General features: G+C 45.1%; 27 protein-coding genes and 2 pseudogenes. 26 read left to right on the top strand and 3 right to left on the bottom strand.

The window, feature by feature from the left end; translation table 11 throughout:
• The first annotated feature begins 86 nt into the window (after positions 1-86).
• From AC58U0_RS06685 to AC58U0_RS06675, 3 genes are read left to right on the top strand one after another with little or no spacing between them, the layout of a single operon-like run.
• Positions 87-1,097, top strand: a complete 1,011-nt coding sequence (locus tag AC58U0_RS06685; RefSeq protein WP_057306383.1) for a thiamine pyrophosphate-dependent dehydrogenase E1 component subunit alpha — start codon at positions 87-89, stop codon at positions 1,095-1,097.
• Between the two features lie 3 nt (positions 1,098-1,100).
• The gene (locus tag AC58U0_RS06680) at positions 1,101-2,081 is read left to right on the top strand and encodes an alpha-ketoacid dehydrogenase subunit beta (RefSeq protein WP_497378182.1); all 981 of its coding nucleotides are present in this window, start codon (positions 1,101-1,103) and stop codon (positions 2,079-2,081) included.
• 55 nt (positions 2,082-2,136) lie between these two features.
• Positions 2,137-3,486, top strand: a complete 1,350-nt coding sequence (locus AC58U0_RS06675; protein WP_497378181.1) for a dihydrolipoamide acetyltransferase family protein — start codon at positions 2,137-2,139, stop codon at positions 3,484-3,486.
• A gap of 1 nt (position 3,487) precedes the next feature.
• Here AC58U0_RS06675 and prli42 read toward each other — a convergent pair whose 3' ends face one another.
• Positions 3,488-3,646 (bottom strand): stressosome-associated protein Prli42, encoded by a 159-nt coding sequence (prli42, locus tag AC58U0_RS06670; RefSeq protein ID WP_156390217.1) that lies wholly within the window; start codon positions 3,644-3,646, stop codon positions 3,488-3,490.
• 22 nt (positions 3,647-3,668) lie between these two features.
• Between prli42 and AC58U0_RS06665 the strand changes: the two genes are divergently transcribed.
• Both AC58U0_RS06665 and AC58U0_RS06660 read left to right on the top strand, forming a co-directional pair.
• A complete protein-coding gene (locus AC58U0_RS06665) occupies positions 3,669-4,799 on the top strand; it encodes a M20/M25/M40 family metallo-hydrolase (protein WP_497378180.1) in 1,131 nt (376 codons plus the stop codon).
• A gap of 150 nt (positions 4,800-4,949) precedes the next feature.
• Positions 4,950-6,065: a DUF3866 family protein gene (locus tag AC58U0_RS06660; protein ID WP_497378267.1), complete on the top strand. Its 1,116-nt coding sequence runs from the start codon at positions 4,950-4,952 to the stop codon at positions 6,063-6,065.
• A 34-nt stretch (positions 6,066-6,099) separates the two neighbouring features.
• On the opposite strand, the pseudogene mciZ reads toward AC58U0_RS06660, so the two are convergent.
• Positions 6,100-6,165, bottom strand: a pseudogene (mciZ, locus tag AC58U0_RS06655) (Z-ring formation inhibitor MciZ); the annotation flags it as partial.
• Between the two features lie 96 nt (positions 6,166-6,261).
• On the opposite strand from mciZ, the gene AC58U0_RS06650 reads away from it, so the two are divergent.
• The 18 genes and pseudogenes from AC58U0_RS06650 to AC58U0_RS06565 form a co-directional block, all read left to right on the top strand.
• On the top strand, positions 6,262-6,816 hold the full coding sequence (locus tag AC58U0_RS06650) for an NUDIX hydrolase (RefSeq protein ID WP_497378179.1): 555 nt from the start codon (positions 6,262-6,264) through the stop codon (positions 6,814-6,816).
• Positions 6,817-7,995, top strand: a complete 1,179-nt coding sequence (locus tag AC58U0_RS06645) for an endonuclease Q family protein (protein ID WP_497378178.1) — start codon at positions 6,817-6,819, stop codon at positions 7,993-7,995.
• Between the two features lie 61 nt (positions 7,996-8,056).
• Positions 8,057-8,698: a stage II sporulation protein M gene (gene spoIIM / locus AC58U0_RS06640; RefSeq protein WP_057306376.1), complete on the top strand. Its 642-nt coding sequence runs from the start codon at positions 8,057-8,059 to the stop codon at positions 8,696-8,698.
• 105 nt (positions 8,699-8,803) lie between these two features.
• Positions 8,804-9,289, top strand: coding sequence for a ferric iron uptake transcriptional regulator (gene fur, locus AC58U0_RS06635; protein ID WP_057306375.1), 486 nt, complete (start codon positions 8,804-8,806; stop codon positions 9,287-9,289).
• A gap of 182 nt (positions 9,290-9,471) precedes the next feature.
• Positions 9,472-10,587: an alanine dehydrogenase gene (gene ald, locus AC58U0_RS06630; protein ID WP_497378266.1), complete on the top strand. Its 1,116-nt coding sequence runs from the start codon at positions 9,472-9,474 to the stop codon at positions 10,585-10,587.
• 57 nt (positions 10,588-10,644) lie between these two features.
• On the top strand, positions 10,645-10,884 hold the full coding sequence (locus AC58U0_RS06625; RefSeq protein WP_497378177.1) for a DUF4227 family protein: 240 nt from the start codon (positions 10,645-10,647) through the stop codon (positions 10,882-10,884).
• Positions 10,885-10,976: 92 nt separating this feature from the next.
• Positions 10,977-11,873 (top strand): site-specific tyrosine recombinase XerD, encoded by an 897-nt coding sequence (gene xerD / locus AC58U0_RS06620; protein WP_497378265.1) that lies wholly within the window; start codon positions 10,977-10,979, stop codon positions 11,871-11,873.
• A 106-nt stretch (positions 11,874-11,979) separates the two neighbouring features.
• The gene (deoB, locus tag AC58U0_RS06615; RefSeq protein ID WP_497378176.1) at positions 11,980-13,155 is read left to right on the top strand and encodes a phosphopentomutase; all 1,176 of its coding nucleotides are present in this window, start codon (positions 11,980-11,982) and stop codon (positions 13,153-13,155) included.
• A gap of 56 nt (positions 13,156-13,211) precedes the next feature.
• Positions 13,212-14,039 carry a purine-nucleoside phosphorylase gene (locus AC58U0_RS06610; protein WP_497378175.1) on the top strand — a complete coding sequence of 276 codons (828 nt, stop codon included), beginning with the start codon at positions 13,212-13,214 and terminating at the stop codon, positions 14,037-14,039.
• An 18-nt stretch (positions 14,040-14,057) separates the two neighbouring features.
• Positions 14,058-14,912: a purine-nucleoside phosphorylase gene (locus AC58U0_RS06605; RefSeq protein ID WP_497378174.1), complete on the top strand. Its 855-nt coding sequence runs from the start codon at positions 14,058-14,060 to the stop codon at positions 14,910-14,912.
• A 152-nt stretch (positions 14,913-15,064) separates the two neighbouring features.
• The gene (locus tag AC58U0_RS06600; protein WP_497378173.1) at positions 15,065-15,502 is read left to right on the top strand and encodes a flagellar protein; all 438 of its coding nucleotides are present in this window, start codon (positions 15,065-15,067) and stop codon (positions 15,500-15,502) included.
• Positions 15,503-15,681: 179 nt separating this feature from the next.
• A complete protein-coding gene (locus AC58U0_RS06595; RefSeq protein ID WP_057306369.1) occupies positions 15,682-16,065 on the top strand; it encodes a cytochrome c oxidase subunit II in 384 nt (127 codons plus the stop codon).
• Positions 16,066-16,182: 117 nt separating this feature from the next.
• Positions 16,183-17,484: a pyrimidine-nucleoside phosphorylase gene (locus tag AC58U0_RS06590; protein ID WP_497378172.1), complete on the top strand. Its 1,302-nt coding sequence runs from the start codon at positions 16,183-16,185 to the stop codon at positions 17,482-17,484.
• 161 nt (positions 17,485-17,645) lie between these two features.
• Positions 17,646-18,821 carry a D-alanyl-D-alanine carboxypeptidase family protein gene (locus AC58U0_RS06585; protein ID WP_497378171.1) on the top strand — a complete coding sequence of 392 codons (1,176 nt, stop codon included), beginning with the start codon at positions 17,646-17,648 and terminating at the stop codon, positions 18,819-18,821.
• A gap of 161 nt (positions 18,822-18,982) precedes the next feature.
• Positions 18,983-19,336 (top strand): anti-sigma F factor antagonist, encoded by a 354-nt coding sequence (gene spoIIAA, locus AC58U0_RS06580; RefSeq protein ID WP_497378170.1) that lies wholly within the window; start codon positions 18,983-18,985, stop codon positions 19,334-19,336.
• The gene (spoIIAB, locus tag AC58U0_RS06575) at positions 19,333-19,779 is read left to right on the top strand and encodes an anti-sigma F factor (RefSeq protein WP_029192951.1); all 447 of its coding nucleotides are present in this window, start codon (positions 19,333-19,335) and stop codon (positions 19,777-19,779) included. Before spoIIAA ends, spoIIAB begins: the two co-directional genes overlap by 4 nt.
• A gap of 11 nt (positions 19,780-19,790) precedes the next feature.
• Entirely contained in the window at positions 19,791-20,546 is a 756-nt protein-coding gene (gene sigF, locus AC58U0_RS06570; protein ID WP_029192952.1) for an RNA polymerase sporulation sigma factor SigF, read from the top strand.
• A gap of 86 nt (positions 20,547-20,632) precedes the next feature.
• Positions 20,633-20,812 (top strand): annotated as a pseudogene (locus tag AC58U0_RS06565) (SulP family inorganic anion transporter); the annotation flags it as partial.
• A 108-nt stretch (positions 20,813-20,920) separates the two neighbouring features.
• On the opposite strand, the gene AC58U0_RS06560 reads toward AC58U0_RS06565, so the two are convergent.
• Positions 20,921-21,130, bottom strand: a complete 210-nt coding sequence (locus AC58U0_RS06560; RefSeq protein ID WP_057306365.1) for a DUF378 domain-containing protein — start codon at positions 21,128-21,130, stop codon at positions 20,921-20,923.
• A 178-nt stretch (positions 21,131-21,308) separates the two neighbouring features.
• Here AC58U0_RS06560 and AC58U0_RS06555 point away from each other — a divergent pair, with 178 nt between their 5' ends.
• The 3 genes from AC58U0_RS06555 to AC58U0_RS06545 all read left to right on the top strand — a co-directional run bounded on the left by AC58U0_RS06555 (position 21,309) and on the right by AC58U0_RS06545 (position 24,017).
• The gene (locus tag AC58U0_RS06555) at positions 21,309-21,941 is read left to right on the top strand and encodes a stage V sporulation protein AA (RefSeq protein ID WP_497378169.1); all 633 of its coding nucleotides are present in this window, start codon (positions 21,309-21,311) and stop codon (positions 21,939-21,941) included.
• On the top strand, positions 21,938-22,360 hold the full coding sequence (locus AC58U0_RS06550; protein ID WP_057306363.1) for a stage V sporulation protein AB: 423 nt from the start codon (positions 21,938-21,940) through the stop codon (positions 22,358-22,360). Before AC58U0_RS06555 ends, AC58U0_RS06550 begins: the two co-directional genes overlap by 4 nt.
• Before the next feature lie 166 nt (positions 22,361-22,526).
• Positions 22,527-24,017 (top strand): spore germination protein, encoded by a 1,491-nt coding sequence (locus AC58U0_RS06545; protein ID WP_497378264.1) that lies wholly within the window; start codon positions 22,527-22,529, stop codon positions 24,015-24,017.
• Positions 24,018-24,134 lie beyond the last annotated feature (117 nt).

The following is a 24,134-nucleotide window of genomic DNA, read 5'->3' as shown; positions in this document are numbered from 1 at the left end:
CGTTTATAATAAGCATATAGAGTCAAGTACTAGGACCAGGTAATAAATTTATGTGGTACCTAAAATTTCTAAAGGAGGCAACCTCCATGTCTATTGGTCAACTATATAAACATAGAAGTTTAGGTTTGTCTGACGACGAAGCCGTTCGTATGTATACAGTCATGAGTCTTGCTGCTAAATATGATGAGCGAGCTTTCATGCTTCAACGCGCAGGTAAAATACCTTTTCACGTATCTGGTATGGGACAATATGCGGGGCAGGTCGGGATGGCTTTTGCGATGAAAGCGCAGAAAGATTATTTTTTGCCGTATTATCGTGACTATGCGTTCGTACTATCTGTCGGCATGACAGTAAGGGATTTAATGCTGGCGGTTTTTTGCAAAGCAGAAGACGTTAACAGTGGTGGAAGACAAATGGCTGGTCACTTTGGCGATAAGAAAAATCATATCGTAACAGGGTCGTCCCCTGTTACGACTCAAGTTCCGCATGCTGCTGGTATCGCGCTTGCAGCCAAAATGAAAAAGCAAGACTTCGCCACCTTTGTTTCCTTCGGTGAAGGCTCCAGCAATCAAGGGGATTTCCACGAGGGCTGTAATTTCGCGGGTGTACATAAGCTGCCTGTTATTTTCGTTTGTGAAAATAATCAATACGCGATTTCTGTACCTCTTCATAAACAAGTGGCAGGAAAAATCGCAGATCGTGCGCTGGGGTATGGGTTCCCTGGTATTCAAGTAGATGGCAGCGATGTATTAGAAATGTATCGGGTGACGAAGGAAGCAAGAGAAAGAGCCGTTCGTGGCGAAGGTCCAACGCTCATCGAAATGATTTCTTATCGACTCATGCCTCATTCAACGTCGGATGATGACATGCTGTACCGGACGAAAGAAGAAGTTGAACAGAACCGTCAAAAAGACGGCATCCTTAAATTCAAAGAATATTTAATGGAATGCGGTCTATGGAGTGATGATCAGGATCGTGACCTTCAGGAACGGCAAAAGCAAGAGATTAATGAAGCTACAAAGTATGCGGATCTCGCGCCTTATCCGAAACCGGAAGATACGCTCCTTCATGTTTATGCAGAAGGAGATGACCAATAAATTATGGCTGTAATTACATATTTGGAAGCAATCCGTTCTGCCATGCAGGAGGAAATGCAGCAGGATGACAACGTCTTCGTACTTGGTGAAGATGTTGGTAAAGGTGGCGTCTTGAACACGACCAAAGGGCTGCGTGATTTATTTGGTGAAGAGCGAGTTCTAGACACGCCGCTAGCGGAGTCTGCCATTGTAGGCGTGGCTATTGGTGCTGCGATGTATGGGATGAAACCGATTGCCGAAATTCAGTTTGCTGACTTCATCTTCCCAGCAACGAATCAAATTCTTAGCGAAGCGGCTAAGATTCGTTATCGTTCTAATAATGATTGGACTTGCCCGATCGTCATTCGTGCTCCATATGGAGCGACCGGAGCAGGTGCCTTATACCATTCCCAATGTCCGGAATCTGTTTTCTTTGGCACGCCGGGTGTTAAAATCGTAGCGCCTTCGAATCCATATGATGCGAAGGGGCTGCTGAAGGCAGCAATCCGAGATGCTGATCCTGTGTTATTCTTCGAGCACAAGAAATGCTATCTGGCGTTATCTGCGGACGTGCCAGATGACGACTACATCGTGCCGATCGGTAAGGCCGACATCAAGCGCCAGGGCACAGACATTACAGTCATCGCCTACGGTATGGTTGTCAATTATGCATTACAAGCAGCTGAAGAGCTTGCGAAGGAAGGCATTTCCGCACATGTACTCGACTTGCGCTCCCTACAGCCGCTAGACAAAGAAGCTATTTTGGAGGCTGTTCGGAAAACAGGCAAAGTGCTCATCGCCCATGAAGACAACAAAACAGGCGGCGTTGGTGCTGAAGTGTCGGCGATTATCGCCGAAGAAATGCTGTTCGAGCTCGATGCGCCTATCGCAAGACTTTGCGGCCCAGACGTCCCGGCAGTTGGCAGCAATCCACCGATGGAGAAATTTTTTCTGCTCAATGCAGATAAGCTGAAGGATGCCATGCACCAGCTTGCTATGTTCTAATTTACACATCTAATATCCTTTCATTGATCATTTCCTGAACTTAGGAGGTACACGCATGAACCAAACCAACAGCCGACTAACCGAGGTCACAGTCCCGCATCTAGCGGAGAGCCTCGTTTCGGCTACAATAGGCAAATGGCTCAAGAAGCCAGGCGATTATATCGAACAATACGATGTGCTTTGTGAGCTTTTCACAGAGAAAGTGAATACGGAAATGCCTTCGCCAATTGAAGGCACACTTGTAAAAATTATTGTCGGCGACGGCGAGACAGCTGCTGTTGGTGAAGCCATTTGCTTGATTGAAGAGCCTGGTGCAGCTTTAGCGAACGGACCATCAACCGCTGCAGCTTCTAGTCATGCTGGAGCTGAACAGGCGGAAGACTCCGACCAAAGCATGCGCGGTCGTTATTCACCAGCTGTTCAACGGCTTGCCCAAGACAATCGCATAGATTTGTCTCGTGTCGCAGGAACGGGGCTTGGCGGAAGAATTACGCGTAAGGACGTTGAGCAATTTATCGCCTCTGGTGGAGCTAATGCAGCTCCTGCCGCCGTACAAACGAATCCACCGGCAGCTCCTGTTGCTCCACAAACCGCTACACCTGTGGAACCGCAGCAGGCTCACCAGCCTGTTCGCAGCTCGGGCATCCATTTATCCGCCAGTCCGCAAACGCCGTTGATTGAAGCGGAAGGACATTCATTAGACGCTCGCAATGAGCATTTCATTGACGTTACACCAATGCGCAATGCCATTGCTTCAAAAATGCGCCAGAGTGTAACAGAAATTCCGCATGCTTGGACAATGATTGAGGTCGATGTAACGAATCTTGTTGTTCTGCGGAATAAAGTGAAAGACGAGTTTATGCGCCGAGAAGGCATTAACTTAACGTACTTGGCCTTCATGCTGAAAGCGGTCGTCAATGCCATTAAGGATTACCCGATCATCAACTCCGTCTGGGCCGTAGATAAAATTATCGTGAAACGCGATATTAACATTTCGTTGTCTGTAGGAACGGAAGATTCGGTCTTGACGCCAGTCATCAAAAAAGCGGATCAAAAAAATATCGCAGGACTAGCCAGAGAAATTGATGAATTGACGAAGAAAACACGTGCGGGGAAATTATCGTTGAATGATATGGTTGGCGGGACATTTACTGTAAATAATACAGGCTCCTTCGGCTCGATTCTGTCTTATCCGATCATCAACTACCCGCAAGCTGCTATTGTGACCTTCGAATCGATTGTGAAGAAGCCCGTTGTTATTCAAGATATGATTGCGGTTCGTTCGATGGTTAACCTTTGTCTGTCATTGGATCACCGTATTCTTGACGGTGTCATCTGTGGCCGGTTCCTACAGAGAGTGAAAGAAAATTTAGAAAGTTATAACGCGGATACAAAGATTTATTAAACTATGAATCAAAAAATAATCCGGCAGTAAACAATATGCTTGATAGCAGCATCGTGATCAGCATTAGGTAAATCACGATTTTAAACCAACGCTTATTCTGTAACAATGAAGATTCACTCCTTTTTCGTGAAAAAGCTTGTACGGTTTTATTGTAACTCATAGAGTGTATCGGAGGAAAGTACATGATTCAGCAAAATCGTTTGGTGGAAGAGTTCATCTCCCTTGTGCAAGTAGACAGCGAGACCCGATTTGAGCAAGAGATTTGTGTCGTTCTTAAAGAAAAGTTCAGTCGTTTAGGGTTGCATGTTGTGGAAGATAATTCGATGGCGAAAAGCGGGCACGGATCAGGGAATTTGATCTGTACACTTGAAGCAACGGACAGCAACGCAGCAATTCCGACTATTTTCTTCACTTCTCATATGGATACGGTAGCTCCTGGGAAAGGTATCAAGCCGCAAATTGGCGATGATGGCTATATCCGCAGCGATGGAACGACGATCCTTGGTAGCGATGATAAAGCGGGTATCGCGGCGATGATCGAAGGCATTCAAGTGTTAAAAGAGCAAAACATTCCACATGGCCGCATTCAATTCGTTATTACGGCAGGGGAAGAGAGCGGTCTGAAAGGCGCCCGCGCCATGGATCGCAGTGTTATGGAAGCTGAGTTCGGCTTTGCACTTGATTCTAACGGCGCCATTGGCGATATCGCAACCGCAGCGCCTGGTCGTGCAGAAATTGAAATTATTTTCCACGGAAAGTCCGCTCATGCTGGCGTTAATCCCGAAGATGGCATCAGTGCCATCCAAGTAGCGAGTAAAGCGGTTTCGCGTATGTCGCTCGGTCGAATTGACAGCGAAACGACTGCGAATATTGGCAGTTTCTCAGGCGTAGGTCCTTTGAACGTGGTATGCGATAAAGTGAAGATGGAAGCGGAAGCACGCAGCATTGTTCAGCATAAGCTGGAAGCTCAAATCGCCGCGATGAAAGAAGCTTGCGAAGCAGCAGCAGCTGATGCTGGCACTACTTGCGAGTTTAATGCGGATATTGTGTATGCTTCCTATATGCATGATGACTCTGCTCCGATTGTACAATTAACCGCTAGAGCACTCTCAACCCTCGGATTGACAGCTCGAACCTTCCACTCCGGCGGCGGCAGTGATGCGAATATCTTTAACGGAATGGGCATACCAACCGTTAATCTCGCTGTTGGTTATCATGAAATTCATACAACAAAAGAACATATTGCCATCAGTGATTTAGTCAAAACGGCTGAATTACTCGTTGCTCTCGTGAAGGAAGCTGCGAAAGTTTAATTCACCACTTTTCTAGAGAACCGATTAGTCTGCCAATGACATGGCATGGCTGGTCGGTTTTTTTGTCATTCACCCGATAAATTGGGGTAAAACGAAATCAATCCTCATATGCTTCGAGTAAGACACGTCCAGGAAGGGGAAACTGGCTTGATGATACGGGATGAGGGAACGGTTGCGGATATTATTTCAGTCAGAGAGGGACTACAGATTGTCACTGTACGGATGCGGAGCGGTGAGCTTGAGCGTGCTGTACACTACACGGATACATTACCTTTGATAACTCCTGGGGATGTGGTTGACTTAAATGTAACAGCCATGAAGCTGAGGTTAGGTTCAGGGGGATTTCATATCGTAATTTCCATTCGTGACCGAGTATCAGACATCGATTCAGCATCTACATCATCAAATGGACACATTATGAAGCTCAAATATACCCCAATGCAGCGAAGTGTGCTCGCTATTGAAGAGCCTGCTAGTTCGTTTCATTCTTCATTTCAAGGTGATATGAATCTAGAGGGGATGCCCGTCTTGCTGGGAGAATTGCACAGTATGCTGCCTGTCGTGATGTGCTGGCTCAGATATCGGCATCAACAAAGAAACTCATCTGATCGTGCTTTGGAGGTCGCCTATATCATGACAGATGGGGGTGCTCTTCCACTCGCATGGAGTGAGCATGTGGCGATACTTGAGGGGATGCAATGGCTTAAAACAACCATGACTTATGGTCAAGCCTATGGAGGTAAGGTGGAGGCGGTTAACAAATTTAGTGCATTAGTTGCAGCGAAGCATGTAGTCAAAGCAGATATCAGTCTTGTAACTATGGGACCAGGCATTGTGGGAACGAATAGCCGATACGGTTTTTCGGGTCTTGAGGTTGGCGAGCTCGTGAATGCTGTATACGCTCTAGACGGGATTCCCGTGGTCATCCCTAGAATTTCTTTTGCTGATCCTAGGATTCGGCATCAGGGCATTAGTCATCATACGCTTACTGCGCTGCAGCTGGCAGCGAGATGTCCGGCTGTAGTGCCTCTCCCAATTTTGGGTGCTAAGGAAAATGCTATTGTGCAAAAACAAGCGCAGAATCTGCAGCTGCATCAAATAGAAGCCATGCCAAGTCCATCGATTGCGGAAATCGCTGAAGCTTTTTCGCAGTATCCACAGCCCATTACCTCGATGGGAAGGGGATTGTCGCAGGACCCGGCTTATTTCCAAGCGATTTGTGCGGCTGCGGATTGTGCAAGCCAGTTACATAATCCACTAGTGTAATGGTATTCCCACCTTGCTGCAGCATCAACTGCAATTGACGCTTGATTTCCCAGGCCTTCCCTACAAGTCGAATTTGACGGTCGGTTACATAGCTCTTCATATCCACTTTCCTCTTTTCAGGTGAAATTTTGATATAATGAACGATATGCGTGAATGGGACAAGTTAGACCAACTTTAACAAGGGTGAGGTGTTCGTATGACATTACACAAAAAATTCGAAGAAATAACGGTTAAGACGGAATCTATATTCAAAGGTAAAATCATTTCGCTGCAGGTGGATCATGTGAAGCTGCCAAATGGGGAGATTGCAACACGTGAAATCGTAAAACACCCCGGCGCTGTAGCTGTTATTCCGCTATTAGGAGATAAAATGATCGTTGTAGAACAATATCGAAAGCCGCTGGAGAAAAGTCAGGTTGAGATCCCGGCCGGCAAGCTGGATGTAGGTGAGGAGCCGCTAAAGGCAGCTCTACGCGAATTAGAGGAAGAAACGGGTTATCGCACGGATAATATGAAGCTAGTCAGTTCCTTCTATACCTCGCCAGGTTTCGCGGATGAAATCATTCATCTCTATCTCGCAGAAGATTTGGTAAAGGGCGAAGCGAATCCGGATGAGGATGAATTCCTCGAATGCGAAGCGATTACTTTGGAGCAAGCACAGCAGTATATGCGTGAAGGGCGAATTAGCGATGCGAAGACGATTATGGCTGTTTACGCTTGGCAGCTGTATCTTTTAACGGGTCAAATCTAAATGAATGCTTATTATGTTGATCTCCATATTCACATAGGTCGATCAGAGAAGGGACAAGCGATAAAGATTAGCGCTTCGAATGACCTGACTTTCTTCAATATTGCGCAGGAAGCTGCCGTTAGAAAAGGAATGGACATCATCGGTATTATCGATTGTCACTCGCCTTCTGTTCAGGATGACATTATGACGTACTTGGATCGGGGTGAGATGGAGGAGCTGGAGGGCGGCGGCATCCGGTATCAGGACACGACGATTATGTTGGGCAGTGAAATTGAGGTGCGGGATCCAGGCATGGGCCCGGCCCATTTGCTTGCCTATATGCCTAATCTGAAAGTGATGCAGGGGTTCACGCAATGGATGAAGGGGCACATGAAAAATGTGGAGCTAAGCTCTCAACGCATTTATGTACCCGCTCGCATTCTTCAAGAAGAAGTGCTAGGAAGAGGCGGTATCCTAATACCCGCGCATATTTTTACTCCGCACAAAAGTGTGTACGGAAGTGCGACTTCTAAGATGGAGTATCTTCTAGATCTTAAAGGCATCTCTGCTGTTGAACTTGGTCTAAGCGCTGATTCCGATATGGCCGGTTTAATTTCGGAGCTTGACCAATTCACATTCGTTACGAACTCAGATGCACACTCTCTTGGTAAAATCGGACGTGAGTACAACGAAATGAAGCTTGCTGCCCCTATGTATGAGGAACTCGTTAAAGCTCTGCATCGTCAAGAGGAACGCGGTATCATAGCTAACTACGGCCTTAATCCACGGCTTGGGAAATACCACCGAACTTATTGCAGCTTATGTGAATCCATTTTGGATGAAAGTGAAACGACTGTCCAGCGCTGTGCCGACTGTGGCAGCAATAAAATTATTAGAGGAGTCATGGATCGGATCCTGAACTTAGCAGACCGTGAAAAAGCTTTCCTTCCGTCTTATCGACCTCCGTATCATTTTCAAGTTCCACTTGAATTTATCCCAGGCCTAGGGCCTAAGAAGCTTGACCAACTGCTTCGCCGCTTCGGAACAGAAATGAATGTGCTGCATCGCACGACACCGGAAGAGCTTGCAAGTGAAATTGGTGAAGAAATTGCTTCTTATATTGTAAAAGCGCGAGAGGGCACCTTACAGCTTGAAGTTGGCGGCGGGGGTAGGTACGGCAAAGTTAAAAATCGTTCATAGTTTCCAGCACTCGCTCATAAGCTTGTCTTTGTAGAGGTTGACACAAGGAAGGAGCTGCGAGATGAATAGGAACCTAACAATGAAACAATATATGAAGGATAATTTGCCGCTATTTATATTCGTCTCCGTTCTTTTCATCATAGGGGTCGTGTTCGGCGCCGTGATGGTGAATGCACTTTCTTTGGAGCAAAAGCAAGAAATGACTCGTCATTTGGGTAGTTTTTTTCATGAAATTAACGAAGGTGCGGAGTTTGACAGCAGGCAATCGTTCGTTCAAGCTTTCGGCATGCATATGAAGTGGATTTTGTTGATATGGCTCTTTGGTTTGTCTATTGTCGGGCTGCCGCTGATTCTCGTTTTGGACTTTCTCAAAGGTGTGCTAATTGGGTTTACGGTTGGGTATCTGGTCGGCCAAATGTCATGGAAGGGCATGTTATTTGCGCTTGTTTCCGTTGCGCCGCAGAACCTGATTGTTATTCCGGCTATCCTATTTTGCAGTGTAGCGGCTATGGCGTTCTCCATCTATATGATCAAAAATCGCTTCATGAGCCGAAATGGCAACATATATCAGCCCTTTATGCGATATACAACGCTAACACTCCTAATGGGGGTATTCCTCCTTGGAGCAGCGCTTTGGGAAGGATATATGTCACAATTGATGATGAAATGGGTAACGCCTATGCTTGTTGGCCTATATGGATAAGAGATCCACTTATGTTTCTGTTTGACTTTGTCAGTCAGCTCCCCCTATAATAAAAAGAGTGGCTAAAACTGGGCTTGGATGCCCACCTTTCTGAGGGGGAGGCATATGGAAGCAAGGATCGAGAAGATTAAGCAGCAATTGCAATCCCAAGGGTACAAACTAACCCCTCAACGGGAAGCGACAGTACGCGTACTTTTAGAGAATGAACAAGATCATTTAAGTGCTGAAGATGTGTTTATGCTTGTAAAGGACAAGGCTCCAGAGATCGGACTGGCAACAGTTTATCGAACTTTAGAGCTGCTGAGTGAGCTGCATGTCTTGGAGAAAATGAATTTTGGCGACGGTGTCGCTCGTTACGATTTACGTGACGACAGTACACGTCATCATCACCATCACCTAATCTGCGTGCAATGCGGAGCCGTAGATGAAATTATGGAAGATTGGCTCGGACCTTTGGAAGAACGGTTAGAGCAAGATTTTCATTTTCAAGTGCTAGATCATCGACTTGATTTTCAAGGTATATGCTATCGCTGTAACGATCGAGGCAAACCGGACTCATTGGACAAATCTAAAATAACAGTTTCCGAATAGAAGCTGTTTATACAATGAAAATGCCTGTAAGCACACCCTGTGCATACAGGCATTTTTGTGTTCTTTTCATATACTAGGTAATAAGAAAAGTAGGATATTTACTCACATAATTCGCATAGAAGGATGGCACATTATGTTTAGTGATAATAAGGAAGAAGGTAGCAACTATGACTCAGCAACCTATTGTAGTCGGCGTTCCAAAAGAAATCAAAAACAATGAAAACAGAGTAGCTTTAACGCCTGGAGGAGCGGGTATGCTCTTGATGGGAGGACATCAAGTGCTTGTTGAAACTGGGGCTGGTGTTGGCAGCGGCTTCGGTGATGAGGACTATGCTCGCGAAGGTGCCGTTATTGTCGCGGAGGCTGCTGAGGTATGGGCTCTCAGCGATATGATTATGAAAGTTAAGGAGCCTTTACCAGCAGAGTATGGTTATTTCCGGGAAGGGCAGATGCTGTTCACCTATTTGCATTTGGCAGCGGCAGGAGACTTGGCTGAACATTTACTTAATAAGAAAGTGACAGGGATTGCCTACGAAACGATTCAACTTCCGAATGGCTCATTGCCGCTTTTGACACCGATGAGTGAAGTCGCTGGCCGGATGTCGGTACAAATTGGCGCCCACTTTTTGGAAAAATTCTATGGGGGACGCGGCATATTATTGGGTGGTGTACCCGGTGTGCCGCCAGCCGATGTCATTATTTTGGGCGGAGGGATCGTTGGGACGAATGCGGCCAAAATGGCGCTCGGTCTTGGAGCTAATGTTGTCATTATTGAACGGAGTGCCGATCGCATGAGAGCTCTAGACGACATATTCGGAGGAAGACTGCGAACATTGATGTCTAATCCTCATAATATTGCGAGTGCTGTACAGAAGGCGGATTTATTAATAGGCGCTGTTCTTATCCCTGGAGCTAGAGCTCCAAGATTAGTAACGGAAGCAATGGTTCAAAGCATGAAGCCAGGCGCTGTGATTGTGGATGTTGCCGTGGACCAAGGTGGATCGATTGAAACGATTGACCGTGTGACAACGCACAGTAATCCCACTTATGAGAAGCATGGTGTGCTGCATTATGCGGTTGCCAATATGCCTGGTGCCGTTCCGAGAACTTCAACACTGGGGTTAACCAATGTGACGATACCTTATGCCATGGAGCTTGCCAATAAAGGTTTTGAACAGGCTGTAGCAGCTAATTACACACTCCAATTAGGCGTGAATACGTACAAAGGGAGCGTAACGCATCCCGCAGTGGCTGAAGCACTAGGAATGCCGTATGTGAAGTTGTCCGATCTGTCATAATCATAGACCAAGCCTCATATCCTGATCATAAAAAGGGGATAGAAATGAGGACTGGCTATGATATTTTCATATCGAAAACTAATTGTTCGCTTACGCTTTATTTTACTTTTTATGACTTTGACTGTGATTCTATATCAAGTTATGCTTGTTCTAACGGGTTGGATTCAACCTGTGAACAAATACAGAACACCTACGGGAAAGTCGGTTAAGGTGTTTGGCCATCACGAGCATGCTTCGGTTTCGGATACAGGAACAATGAGTGACCGTTTGCGTTTATTTTATTGGTATGGGGAATAAAGAAAGCGTAAAAAAGAGGAGTTCGCACTGGAATCGTTGAATGCTATTCGGTATGAAGATATGGCATGATAACGAAGGAGTATATCGGCATGATGACGAAAGACTTGCAATCCTTCATCCGATTTTTGTCAGTTGAACGGGGACTATCCCGGAATACGTTGGAATCCTATGAGAGAGACCTACAGCAATTTGTTGATTATCTACAACAGCAAGGCATTACGACTTGGAGAGACACAGGAAAAACTCACATTGCTGGATACTTATCGCAGATGAAAATGCTCGGACGAGCATCAGCAACCTTGTCTCGCAATATGGTTTCCATTCGAGCACTTTATCAATATTTAGTGAAAGAACGTGTAATGGATTCTGATCCAAGTATTTATGTTGATGCTCCCAAGCTGGAAAAAAAGCTTCCTAAAGTGCTGTCGATTGGAGAGGTAGAGAAGCTCCTTGATGCACCACAACCTGAGCTTGTGAGCGGCGCGCGTGATAAGGCCATGCTGGAATTGCTCTATGCGACAGGGATCCGAGTATCGGAGCTCATTTCTCTGAATGTAACGGATATCAATTTGCAGATGGGCTTCATCCGCTGTATAGGGAAAGCGGATAAAGAACGTAACATTCCACTTAGCTCAATCGCCATTCGGTGTTTAACGACCTATATACATATTTATCGGATGAAGTTGTTGAAAAAAACGGCGGATGAAGAAGCCTTATTTATCGGACACTTGGGAACAAGGATGACGAGGCAAGGGTTTTGGAAGATTTTGAAAAAATATGCAAATGAGATGAATATTGCGAATGAGATAACACCTCATGCCTTAAGGCATTCTTTTGCTGCCCATTTAATTGAAAATGGCGCAGATCTGAGATCGGTTCAAGAAATGCTGGGACATTCCGATATTTCCTCGACACAAATGTATGTTCAAGTCACCAAGCTCAAAATGAAAGAGGTTTACAACCTTGCACATCCAAGAGCGAAATTATAACCTTACAGCGGCATTTCCCTAGGGGAAGCTGCTGTTTTGCATTCATAGAGTGGAAGTGAGATAATCGAGGGTGGATGACATTAGGAATTGATTTGGAGGGACAAGAGTGCGCTTTGAACGAATATGTTTAATTGTATTGGATAGCGTAGGCATCGGCGAATTACCGGATGCCAAGCAGTTTGGCGATAGTGGCGCTCACACACTAGGACATATTGCAGAGAAAGTAAGCGGATTTGCACTTCCTAATTTACAGCGAATGGGACTTGGGAGCATAGCTGATATTAAAGGGATTCCTGCAACTGATTCACCAGAAGGTTATTATGGAAAAATGGCTGAGGTGTCTGTTGGGAAAGACACGATGACAGGCCACTGGGAATTGATGGGGCTTCGAATGAATACCCCATTTAATGTATTTACGGATGGATTTCCAGAAAAATTGATTTCACAATTTGAGCAGGAGACAGGGCGTAAAGTCATTGGAAATAAGCCGGCCTCAGGCACCGAAATTTTAGACGAGCTCGGAGAAGAGCAGATGAAAACAGGGGCTTGGATCGTTTATACATCTGCGGATAGTGTATTTCAACTAGCTGCACATGAAGACGTCATTCCGCTAGAAGAGCTGTATCAAGCATGCAAGATTGCCAGAAGGTTGACCATGCAGGATGAGTTTGCGGTGGGCAGAGTCATTGCTAGACCGTACCTCGGGGAGCCAGGTGCTTTCAAACGTACTCCGAATCGCCATGACTATGCCGTGAAACCGCCAGCGCCAACGGTCATGAATCATTTGAAGGATGCTGGATTTGATGTGATTGCGATTGGGAAAATTAATGACATTTTTGATGGTGAAGGTGTTACAAAAGCCACATCAACAAAAAGTAATTTAGATGGTATACAGAAGACGATAGAGGTACTGGGCTCGTCGTTTAAAGGACTGGCATTTACGAATCTTGTCGATTTTGACTCGTTGTTTGGGCATCGTCGTGATCCTGAGGGCTATGGAAGATCACTGGAGGAGTTTGATGCTTATGTGCCTCAGCTCAAAGCGGGTCTAGGACCGAAGGATCTATTAATCCTTACGGCGGATCATGGCAATGATCCTGTGCATCCGGGAACCGACCATACGCGCGAATACGTGCCTATTTTGTTATACAGCCCAAGCTTCCAGTCCCCTGCTTCGCTTGGTATCCGCGGAACCTTCGCTGATCTGGGAGCGACCATCGCAGATAATTTTGGCGTGAGTGCAACCGATCAAGGCGAGAGCTTCTTGCATCTTTTAAAATAAATGATTACGAAATACTCAGTCTATGTGAACTGAAATCTCTTAGGAGGAATCCACCCATGTCCGATACGTCCATGATTCAAAAGATTCAAGAAGCAGCTGCATTTATTAGCAAGGAAACGAATATTAAACCCCAAATTGGACTGATTCTAGGTTCTGGTCTCGGCGTTCTAGCTGATCTTATTGAGCAACCTATCGTTGTAGACTACGCGAGAATTCCCCATTTCCCAGTGTCTACTGTGGAAGGGCATGCCGGAGAATTGGTCGTTGGTACGATTCAAGGCAAGCAAGTGTTAGTGATGAAAGGCCGTTTTCATGCTTATGAAGGCTATGGCGCGGAAACGGTTTCTTTTCCAGTAAGAGTTATGAAAGAACTAGGTGTAGAAACGCTGATAGTGACGAATGCAGCTGGCGGAATTAATGAATCCTATCAAGTTGGCGATCTTATGGTCATAAGTGATCATCTGAATTTGACATACCGCAACCCACTCATCGGACCGAATGACTCGGCTTTAGGTGTTCGCTTTCCAGATATGTCGGAAGCTTACAGCAAACGTCTGCGTAAATTGGCGCACGAAGTTGCGGCATCACAGAACTTCCACTTACAAGAAGGCGTCTATGTGGGACTCCTCGGTCCTAACTATGAAACTCCTGCTGAGATTCGCATGTTCCGCACATTAGGCGGTGATTCCGTTGGGATGTCGACGGTACCTGAAGTGATTGTAGCACGTCATGCAGGAATCGAAGTGCTTGGATTCTCCTGTATTTCGAATATGGCATCAGGTATATTGGACCAGCCACTCTCCCATGCAGAAGTCATGGAAACGACAGAGAAAGTAAAGCCTAAGTTTCTGAAATTAGTACTAGGCATTATTGAAGCACTTTAACTAGAAGAGGAGAACAAAATGGAACTGACTTACATAGATAAAATTAAAGAAGCAGCGAGCTTTATTGAGCAGCGTTTAGGCAAAGTTAAGCCTGTTATCGGATTAGTTTTGGGATCAGGCTTGGGAGATATGGCGAATCAGGTTGAGCAGCCCATAGCTATCGATTATAGCGAGGTTCCTCACTTTCCCGTTTCAACTGTTGAAGGTCATGAAGGCCGTTTTGTTGCAGGTACCCTTGAAGGTAAGCAAGTTATTGTTATGCAGGGGCGTTTTCATTATTATGAAGGCTACGATATGAAAAAGGTTGTATTTCCTGTTTACGTTATGAAAGCCATTGGCGTTCAGACGGTTGTGATGACGAACGCAGCAGGCGGGATGAATCGAGATTTCAAAGCTGGAGATCTTATGGTCATTAGCGACCATTTGAATATGACAGGTGATAACCCACTTATCGGACCTAACCATGCGGATCTCGGTGTTCGTTTCCCGGACATGTCGGAAGCGTACAACCGCGAATACCGCAAGCTGGCTCATGAGCTGGCACAAACGGTCGCAGGAGAAGATGGGGTGCCGCTGAAGCTGCAGGAAGGGGTCTATGCGGGGATTACAGGACCAACCTACTGTACGCCAGCTGAACTTACGATGTTAGCTCGCATCGGTGGCGACGCGATTGGCATGTCCACGGTAGGAGAAGTTATTGCAGCACGTCATGCAGGACTTAAGGTGTTAGGGATTTCGTGTATTACTGATATGGCGATAGGCGAAGAGCTGGAACCATTGACGCATGAGCAAGTTGTGGCTGTTGCAAATCGGACGAAACCGAAGTTCATTGCTCTCGTTAAGGCCTTTGTTCGCGAGGTTCGTCTGGGATAATTTGGCTATATTTTTTATGAACTTTTAATGAAAATAAGCTTCTGGAGACCTATGAATTCGGAGAAAGTCATGCTAATATATAGTTAATTAGAACTATATTAGAGGGTGTCATAGATACAGATACCCATTCCATAACAAGGATGTGATGGAGCATGTCAGTCCAACAATTAATGGTCGCTAACTGTCCTAGATGCGGGAAAGTGTTCCAGAAAAATTTGCGAAACCAATGTTCAGATTGCAGCCGCAGCATGGATTCCATGCTCACGAGCAGTCTTGAATTTCTACGTAAAAATCATCGCTCAACGAATAGGCAATTCAGCGAAGCGACAGGTGTTTCACAAGAGCAAATGCATACTTGGATTAAAGAGGGGAAGCTGCTGCTTTCGGATTATCCGAATTTGAACTATCCCTGCGCTTCATGCTCGAAACCGATTCGTGGACAAAAGCTCTGCCCGGATTGCACGTACCGAATTAATAGGGATATTAGAGAACTGAAAGAGAAAGACCGATCTTTTCAACCACTTCTTAGAGAAAAACAGACAGTATCCACTGGCGGTTTTCAAATACGTGAAAGACTTAGTGGTGTGTAATTTATAACAAAATGGGCAATAGTAATGGTGATATCCCCCGATAAGGGGGATGTTTTTACGAAAGGCTCAGTCACAATTTTGTCACAAAATATTCAAGGATTTGCCACTGACCATGTATGGGATTGTCTGAAGATGTTAGGTAGAATAGATGAAGTGAACACATTATGAGGGGGATATGCATGCAAAAGTGGATTTTCTTTGTGTTATTTATACTTGCGGGCGCATTGGGGCTGGGAGTCCTCTTTCAAGATATTTCTGACCGCCAAGTGGCTAAGGAAGCAGAGGCTGCCGCTGGCAAAGGTCAACAGCTTAAAATTGCTGCTTCTAACTGGCAGTTCGATTCTGCAGATTATACGGTTAAAAGCGGTGAGCCTACGAAAGTTACCTTGTCTTTAAAAGAGGGTGTACATGCGATTGAAATCGTAGGATTGGATATCAAGTTGGATAAAGAAAATCCTTCCAAACAAATAACTTTTGATAAACCAGGCACTTATGAAATTCAGTGTGTCCTTCCTTGTGGTGAAGGTCATGCCAAAATGAAATCCAAATTAGTTGTTTCTTAACCAATAATGGTAGTATCAGAGGGGGCTCTAGAGCTCCCTTTTTTCGATTTTGAAGAGTATGCGTACGATGCAAGTTTTCTAGCGAAAACTCTTAGGTAATCTTAAGGAGGAATGCACATGAGAATGGTTGATTTAATCCATAAGAAACGTTCTGGTGAAGTGCTTAGCGAACAAGAAATTACGTATATCGTTAGCGGATATACACGCGGTGATATTCCAGATTATCAAATGTCAGCTTTATTGATGGCTATTTTCTTCAATGGGATGACAAGTGAAGAGATCTCTGCACTCACGCTAGCTATGGCAGGATCGGGAGAAATGATCGATTTATCGAAGATTGCCGGGATTAAAGTGGATAAACACTCAACAGGCGGGGTTGGGGACAAAATAAGCCTGATCGTTGGACCTATTGTTGCTTCGCTAGGAATCCCAGTTGCCAAAATGTCTGGCCGAGGATTAGGGCATACGGGCGGTACGGTAGATAAGCTGGAGTCGATTCCAGGCTTTCAAATTGAATTGACGAAAGAAGCTTTTATTCATGCAGTGAATACGAATAAAATTGCCATCGTGGGCCAGAGTGGTAACTTAGCTCCTGCTGACAAGAAGATGTATGCACTTCGTGATGTAACAGCAACAGTTGATTCAATTCCCTTAATCGCTAGCTCTATTATGAGTAAGAAGATAGCTTCCGGGGCAGATGCCATTGTGCTGGATGTGAAAATCGGTTCAGGCGCATTCATGAAAACAGTGGACGATGCAAGGGCCCTAGCTCGTACGATGGTTGATATTGGAACGCAATTGAAGCGGAACACGATCGCCATGATTACAGACATGGAGCAGCCGCTTGGACGTGAAATCGGAAACGCAAATGAGATTCGTGAATCCATTGAAGTGCTCCGCGGTACCGGTGATAAGGAGCTGACGGAGGTAGCGATCTCGGTTGCAGCCTACATGTCGCTGCTGGGGAAAGTGTTTGAGAGCTTTGAGGAGGCTCAGGTGGCTGTCCGCGATATTGTCCTGAACGGGAAGGCATTAGAGACATTCAAACGCTTCATAGCAAGCCAGGGCGGCGATCCGAATGTGGTTGACCAACCTGAGCTCCTCCCGACGGCATCTTACCATTTCGAAGTGCTCGCTGAGAAAGATGGCTTTATCAATCAGATCAATGCGGAACAAATCGGTATTGCCGCGATGCTGCTTGGTGCTGGTCGTGCCAAGAAGGAAGATCAGATTGATTATGCAGTGGGTCTTACGTTGAATAGGAAAATCGGTGACGAGGTGCAGATTGGGGAATCTATCTGTACCATTCATGCGAATCAACAAGATGTGAAGGCAGTCGAGAGTATGATTCAAGGAGCCTATCGCATAGAGAATAGCAAACCTGCTCCCGTTCAATTAATTTATGATGTCATTGTTTAATAGCAAATGATTTGCACAAGCACTTTCCAAGCGGAAGGTGCCTTTTTTATTTTCTTCCTGTTGGAATATTTTGTGCGGAAATCGTCAAGACTGATTAGCAGTCATTCAAGCTGCAAGTGTCAGACTTTCACTTCATACATCACAGGAGGGGTACAATTGCTATGCGAAAAAAAGGGCTAATAAGTTTAATCTGTTTACAGCTATGTTTGATGCTGCTCTTACCAGCCGCATTTGCGGAAGAGAAGAAGGCGCCATCGGTCGATTTGACACCGAACGCACAATCCGCTGTATTAATGGATGCAGACACAGGCACGGTCATTGCCGAAAAGAATAAGGATGCAAAGCTTCCTCCGGCCAGTATTACGAAAATAATGACGATGCTGCTCATTATGGAAGCTGTCGACAAAGGCAATATTAAAATGGATGAGAAGGTCAAGGTCAGTGAATATGCGGCTTCCATGGGTGGATCGCAAATTTTCCTTGAGCCTGGCGAAGAGATGACGGTTGAGGAAATGCTGAAGGGGATTGCCATGGCTTCCGGGAACGATGCTTCTGTGGCAATGGCTGAGAAAATCGCAGGCTCGGAAGAGAATTTTGTGCAAATGATGAACGACCGTGCACAGCAGTTAGGCATGAAAAACACCCATTTCTCAAACTGCAACGGACTGCCTGTAGCCAATCATTATACAACTGCGAACGATATTGCCGTCATGTCGAGAGAACTGCTCAAGCATGAGGGGATTACTAAATTTACAGGAGCCTATCAAGACTATCTGCGAAAAGAAACGGCAACGCCATTCTGGCTGGTGAATACGAATAAATTGGTGCGCTTCTACAGCGGTGCAGATGGTTTGAAAACGGGATACACAAGCGAAGCGAAATTCTGCTTATCTGCAACAGCAAAACGGGATAATTTACGGGTCGTTGCCGTGGTGCTCGGTGAACCGAATACTAAAACACGGAATGCTGAAGTAACGAAGCTGTTTGATTACGCTTTTGCGCAATTTACGAACTATCCTTTGTTTAAATCTGGCGATAGTCTTGGAAATTTTACGGTTAATAAAGGTCAGGTTTCGACAGTACCGTTAGTCGCGAAGCAGAATTATAGTATTTTAATGAAAAAGGGTACCGTCACTGGGGAGATTCGACATGAACTGAAACTGGATCCAAACATAAAAGCACCGATTTCTATGGGGCAACCAATCGGAAGAATTGTTGTTTACAATGGCGATAATTTACTTGCTGAATACCCACTCGAGTCTCCAGTTGCTGTAGATAAAGCGTCCTGGTGGAAGCTATTCAAGCGGACCACATCGAATCTGTTTCATACGGATTAATGGTGAGATTTCGCGAATAAGCGCATTTTTCTTCTAGTTTTAGCAGTTTTCTTCTAGTTTTGTCGGGGGGCAGGAGAATCCATCTCAGCTGTAGAAACTTAAGTTTCATGACGGGATCTTTGAGTATGCTCAAAGTCTCTCAGCTGAGAGGAGTGAACATGTTGAGCCTGCAAATTGAATTCGAGCAAGGCCGAAGAGCGCTGATTGTTAGATTGAAAGGCGAGCTGGATCATCACACAGCCGATGTTGTGAAAGCAAGGATGGAGGAAGCGATTGCCAAAGAGCATACGCGTCATTTAATCCTTAGTTTGAAGGATCTATCCTTCATGGACAGCTCAGGTCTAGGCGTCATTCTCGGCCGCTATAAGCAGATTACGAGTAAAGGCGGCAAAATGGTCGTTTGTGACGTTGCTCCTGCTGTCTACCGCTTGTTCGAGCTTTCTGGAATGTTCAAGATTGTATCTATAGAGGACAACGAACGCAATGCAATGTCCAGTTTGGAGGTTGCATTATGAGTGAACATAACTTTATGACACTTGAGTTCGCCAGCCGTTCGGAGAATGAAGCTTTTGCTCGTGTAGCTGTTGCTGCTTTCGTTTCTCAATTGGATCCTACGCTGAATGAATTGACCGATATCAAGACGGTTGTTTCTGAAGCGGTAACAAATTCGATTATTCATGGTTATAACAATAGAACAGATGGCGTTATCATTATTTCGACGCAAATTGATGACGACGTGGTTCGTATTACGATCGAAGATAAGGGTTCAGGAATTGCTGATTTAGAACAGGCGAAACAGCCACTATATACATCCAAACCAGAGTTGGAACGCTCTGGCATGGGTTTCACAATTATGGAAAATTTCATGGACGAAGTAGAAGTTGTGACGGCCGTCGGAATCGGAACCAAAATAAACATGTTGAAGCGAATTGAATCTAAAAAAGCTTTATACAATTAGGGGTTTGATCTATGGATGTCGATCTGAAACATGCTTCTCATAGTTATTTAGACGATTCGGAAGTCAAACGGTTAATCGCCCTCAGCCAATCCGGAGATGGACTCGCTAGAGAAACACTTGTCAGCTGCAATATCCGCTTGGTTTGGTCTGTGGTTCAACGTTTTTTGAACCGAGGATACGAAGCCGAAGACTTGTTCCAGATCGGTTGTATCGGACTGCTGAAGTCCGTAGACAAATTCGATCTATCTTATGATGTGAAGTTTTCAACCTATGCGGTACCGATGATTATCGGTGAAATTCAACGTTTTCTTCGTGATGACGGAACACTTAAAGTAAGCCGTTCGCTCAAAGAATTGGCGAATAAGATTCGCAAAACGAAGGATGAGCTTTCGAAGCGGCTTGGCAGATTGCCTACGATCAAAGAGGTCGCAGAGGAGCTTATGATAACGGCGGAGGAAGTTGTTTTCGCGCAAGAGGCGAACAAACCTCTCTCTTCCATCCATGAGACCGTCTTTGAGAACGATGGTGATCCTATCACGTTAATGGATCAAATTTCGGATGAGTCCGGAGAAAAGTGGTTCGAAAAGCTTGCGCTGAATGAAGCTATTGGGACGCTTTCGGAGCGAGAACGGCTCATCGTTTATCTCCGTTATTTCCGAGATCAAACGCAGTCCGAGGTCGCGAGTAGGCTAGGTATTTCCCAAGTGCAAGTATCACGATTGGAAAAGAAAATTTTGCAATCGATTAAAGATCAGATTGCTCAATAACAGGCTTTTGAAATAAATAACCGTTCCTCCTCGGAGGAACGGTTATTTGACTATGTAGAGACATAGTCTCGATTTGTGAATAATAAATGCTGCAAATAACGGTCATTGCGTTCTCCATTCTAGCTGGTGTAGACCCAATGGTGGGCTTGTATGCTTCTTTCATCATTGCCATATTGATATCTTTCACAGGTGGTCGGATGGGGATGATTTCAGCTGCAACAGGTGCGATGGCCTCTCTAATGGGTCCTTTAGTTGCGAAATATGGACGGCTATAACTAAAACCATTTCGAAATATGAGCAACTGCATAAAAAAGAGCCGCTGATTACCCTAATTTTTATTGGGTAGTTTGCGGCTTTTTGGACCACGAACATGTTTATCGGGCAGAGTGCCTGTCGTCTGAATAAAATCTCACGCAGTAAATTCCGCATAAGCCCACTACCGTATAAATAATGCGACTTAGACCGGAAGATTCACGATGAGAATCTCCTCCCAATAAAGCAGAAACTAAATCCCACTCGAAAAGCCCAACCAAGAGCCAATTCAGCGCACCAATAATCACTAGTGTTAACGCGAATTTTTTCATGTTATCACCTTCTTTATATGGAATAAGTTATCGTTATTCAATCTTACTATGCCATAATGCAGATGACATTATTCCTGGAGAATTTACCATCTTATCAGGTGTTTATGGGAAGGAAAGATTTTGCATACTACTCCTATACATGGATGATTCACCGTAAAGCTCTGAGGGGAGTGAAACCATGGTTCAGGATGGAAAACCATATCTATACATCCGGCTTCGCCGAAAAGCTAGCATTCGCAAGGGGAATGTTGTGCATTTACGTCATATTGCTCAGATTTTCGTGGAACCTGAATATGAGCAAGCTCTGAACGAGTTGATTATTCATCATCCGCAACAAGAGGATGGCAATCGGGTTCTCATTGATATGATGCTGATCGTTCGTAAAGTGAAAGATCTTTATCCACAGCTGCAAATTGAGCATTTCGGAGAACCTCATGTGCTTCTCGAGATTATCTCCGATCCTAGAAAGCCAAGTCCAATACTTATCGGTTTGGTTTGGCTGCTTTTGTTCATCGGTTCGGGGCTGGCCATCATGAATTTCCATGCGGATGTTTCTATGCTGGAAGTTCACCAACGCATTTATGAATTGATGACAGGGAAAAAGGTGGAGCATCCGCTCATTCTGCAAATCCCGTATTCCCTAGGGATTGGTGTTGGAATGGTCATTTTTTTCAACCACCTGTTCAAGAAGAAATTCAATGAAGAACCAAGCCCGCTGGAAGTGGAAATGTTCATGTACCAGGAAAATATAAACCATTATGTGATAACGGAAGAATATATCAAAATTCATGAGGAAGGAGACCGTGCGTGATTACCCTATTTGGGGAAGCCCTCTTGGCGGCTTTTATCGGATTAGCAGGTGGAATCGCTGTTGGCAGCGGCATGGTCGCGTTCCTTGTGGTGCTGGATATTATTCCAAGACTTGCCCAGATCACACGTTCGTTTTCAAAAATTCATGCTTATGAAGCGGCGGTTGTGATGGGTTCACTCTTATTTACATGGGTTGATTTTAGCGATGCAAAGCTGCACCTTTTTCCGATGGGAACAGCAGTGGTAGGTATTTTTGCCGGTTGTTTTGTTGGCATGCTAGCGGCAGCTCTAACAGAAATCATTAACGTGCTGCCCATCCTCGCCAAGCGTGTTGGCATGGGATCCTATATGATTTTGCTTTTAATGGCGATGATTTTCGGTAAAGTATTTGGATCCTTGTTTGAATGGTTGTTTTATTAACGTGTGTTAAGGAGGAGTGCAAGTGAAGTTTATTGTGAAAAAAGGAAATGGAAGCGATAAGGATGACTCTAACGAATCAATCGAATCAAATGAATCACAGGGAGAGACAGAGAAACTGGCCGTAGATGAGGAGGGGAATTTATCTGCTTACAATCCAATAACCGACATGACGTCTGAGGAAAAAGCGCTCAAAATTCAGGAAGATATCCCTCGAAGCCTTCGAGAAGTTCGAAGAGTGCTGGAAGAACGAGTAGGACTCACGCGAAGCTTCGATCTCATCCTCAGAGAAATGGTGTTCGGTTCCAAGCGAGTAGGCATCTTCTATTGCAATGGATTTGCCAAAGATACGGTGTTAACCGATATCATTACACGTCTATCTTATGCGGACGAAGAAGCAGTCGCACATCATACCCTGGAAACATTCATTGAGAAATTAATTCCGCACATTCAAGTGAAGTCCTACAAGAAAATGTCTGAAGTCGTAGGACAAGTATTGATGGGCGGAACGGCGTTTTTCATTGAAGGGGAGACAGCAGGTATTACGATCGATGTCAAAAGTTATCCCGTTCGCTCGATCGCTGAACCCGACTTGGAGCGGGTTGTCCGAGGTTCACGAGATGGCTTCGTGGAAACTCTTTTATTGAATGTGACATTAGTCAGACGAAGAATTCGCGATGAAAGATTTAAGCTGGAAATCTTGCAAATCGGCAAACGAACCAAAACGGATGTCTGTGTAGCTTATATTAACGACATTGCTGACGCGGACTTAGTCCAAGCTGTAAAAGATAAAATAAAGAATGTTGAAATAGACGGCCTTCCTCTGGCTGAAAAACAACTGGAAGAAGCGATTGTGAATAAGGGGTGGAACCCATACCCGATGGTTCGATATTCGGAACGGCCGGATGTTGTATCCGCCCATTTACTTGAAGGACATGTCTGTGTTTTTGTGGACACGTCGCCGAGCGTCATGATCCTGCCGACAACGTTTTTCCATCATGTACAGCACGCAGAGGAATATCGACAAACACCTTTCATCGGTACTTATTTAAGGTGGGTACGCTTTGCTGGCATTATGGCTTCGATTTTCCTGCTCCCTCTTTGGTTTATGATGGTAATGGATCCTTCCTTAAAGCCGCCGGGACTAGAATTTCTCGGTCCGCAGAAGGAAGGAACCCTGCCGCTATTGGTTCAGTTCTTGTTAGCGGATATAGGGATTGATCTCATGCGAATGGCAGCCGTACATACACCAACACCGCTCGCTACCGCAATGGGTTTGGTGGCAGCCATTTTGATTGGTGATATTGCGGTAAAAACGGGTCTCTTTATCAATGAGGTTATCCTGTATTTGGCGCTCGCCTCCATTGGGATGTTCGCGACACCGAGCTATGAATTGGGACTAGCTAATCGAATAGTAAGGCTTGCTCTGTTAATCATCGTATCGATCTTCCATGTCCCCGGATTTGTAGTAGGCTCAACAATATGGTTGATTCTGCTAGCGACAAGGAAATCCTTTAATGCACCCTACATGTGGCCCTTTATTCCATTTAACGCCAAAAGCTTCTTTGCCATCCTGGTTCGGCGTCCGGTGCTTGCAGGCAAAACGCGGCTTAGTATTACAAAGCCGATCGATGGCACACGTCAACCAAAATCCAAATAGCAGAAAAAGGACAGGGAATTCTCTTGTCCTTTTTTGCTTTTATGTCGAAGCGTGTATTGTCAAAAGCGCATGCCATATGGTACTTTTAATAGTAATGTACATTAACCTCTTTGGCGG

The organism is Paenibacillus sp. J31P190 (assembly GCF_059692075.1).
This window is presented reverse-complemented; position numbering and strand designations above follow the sequence as displayed.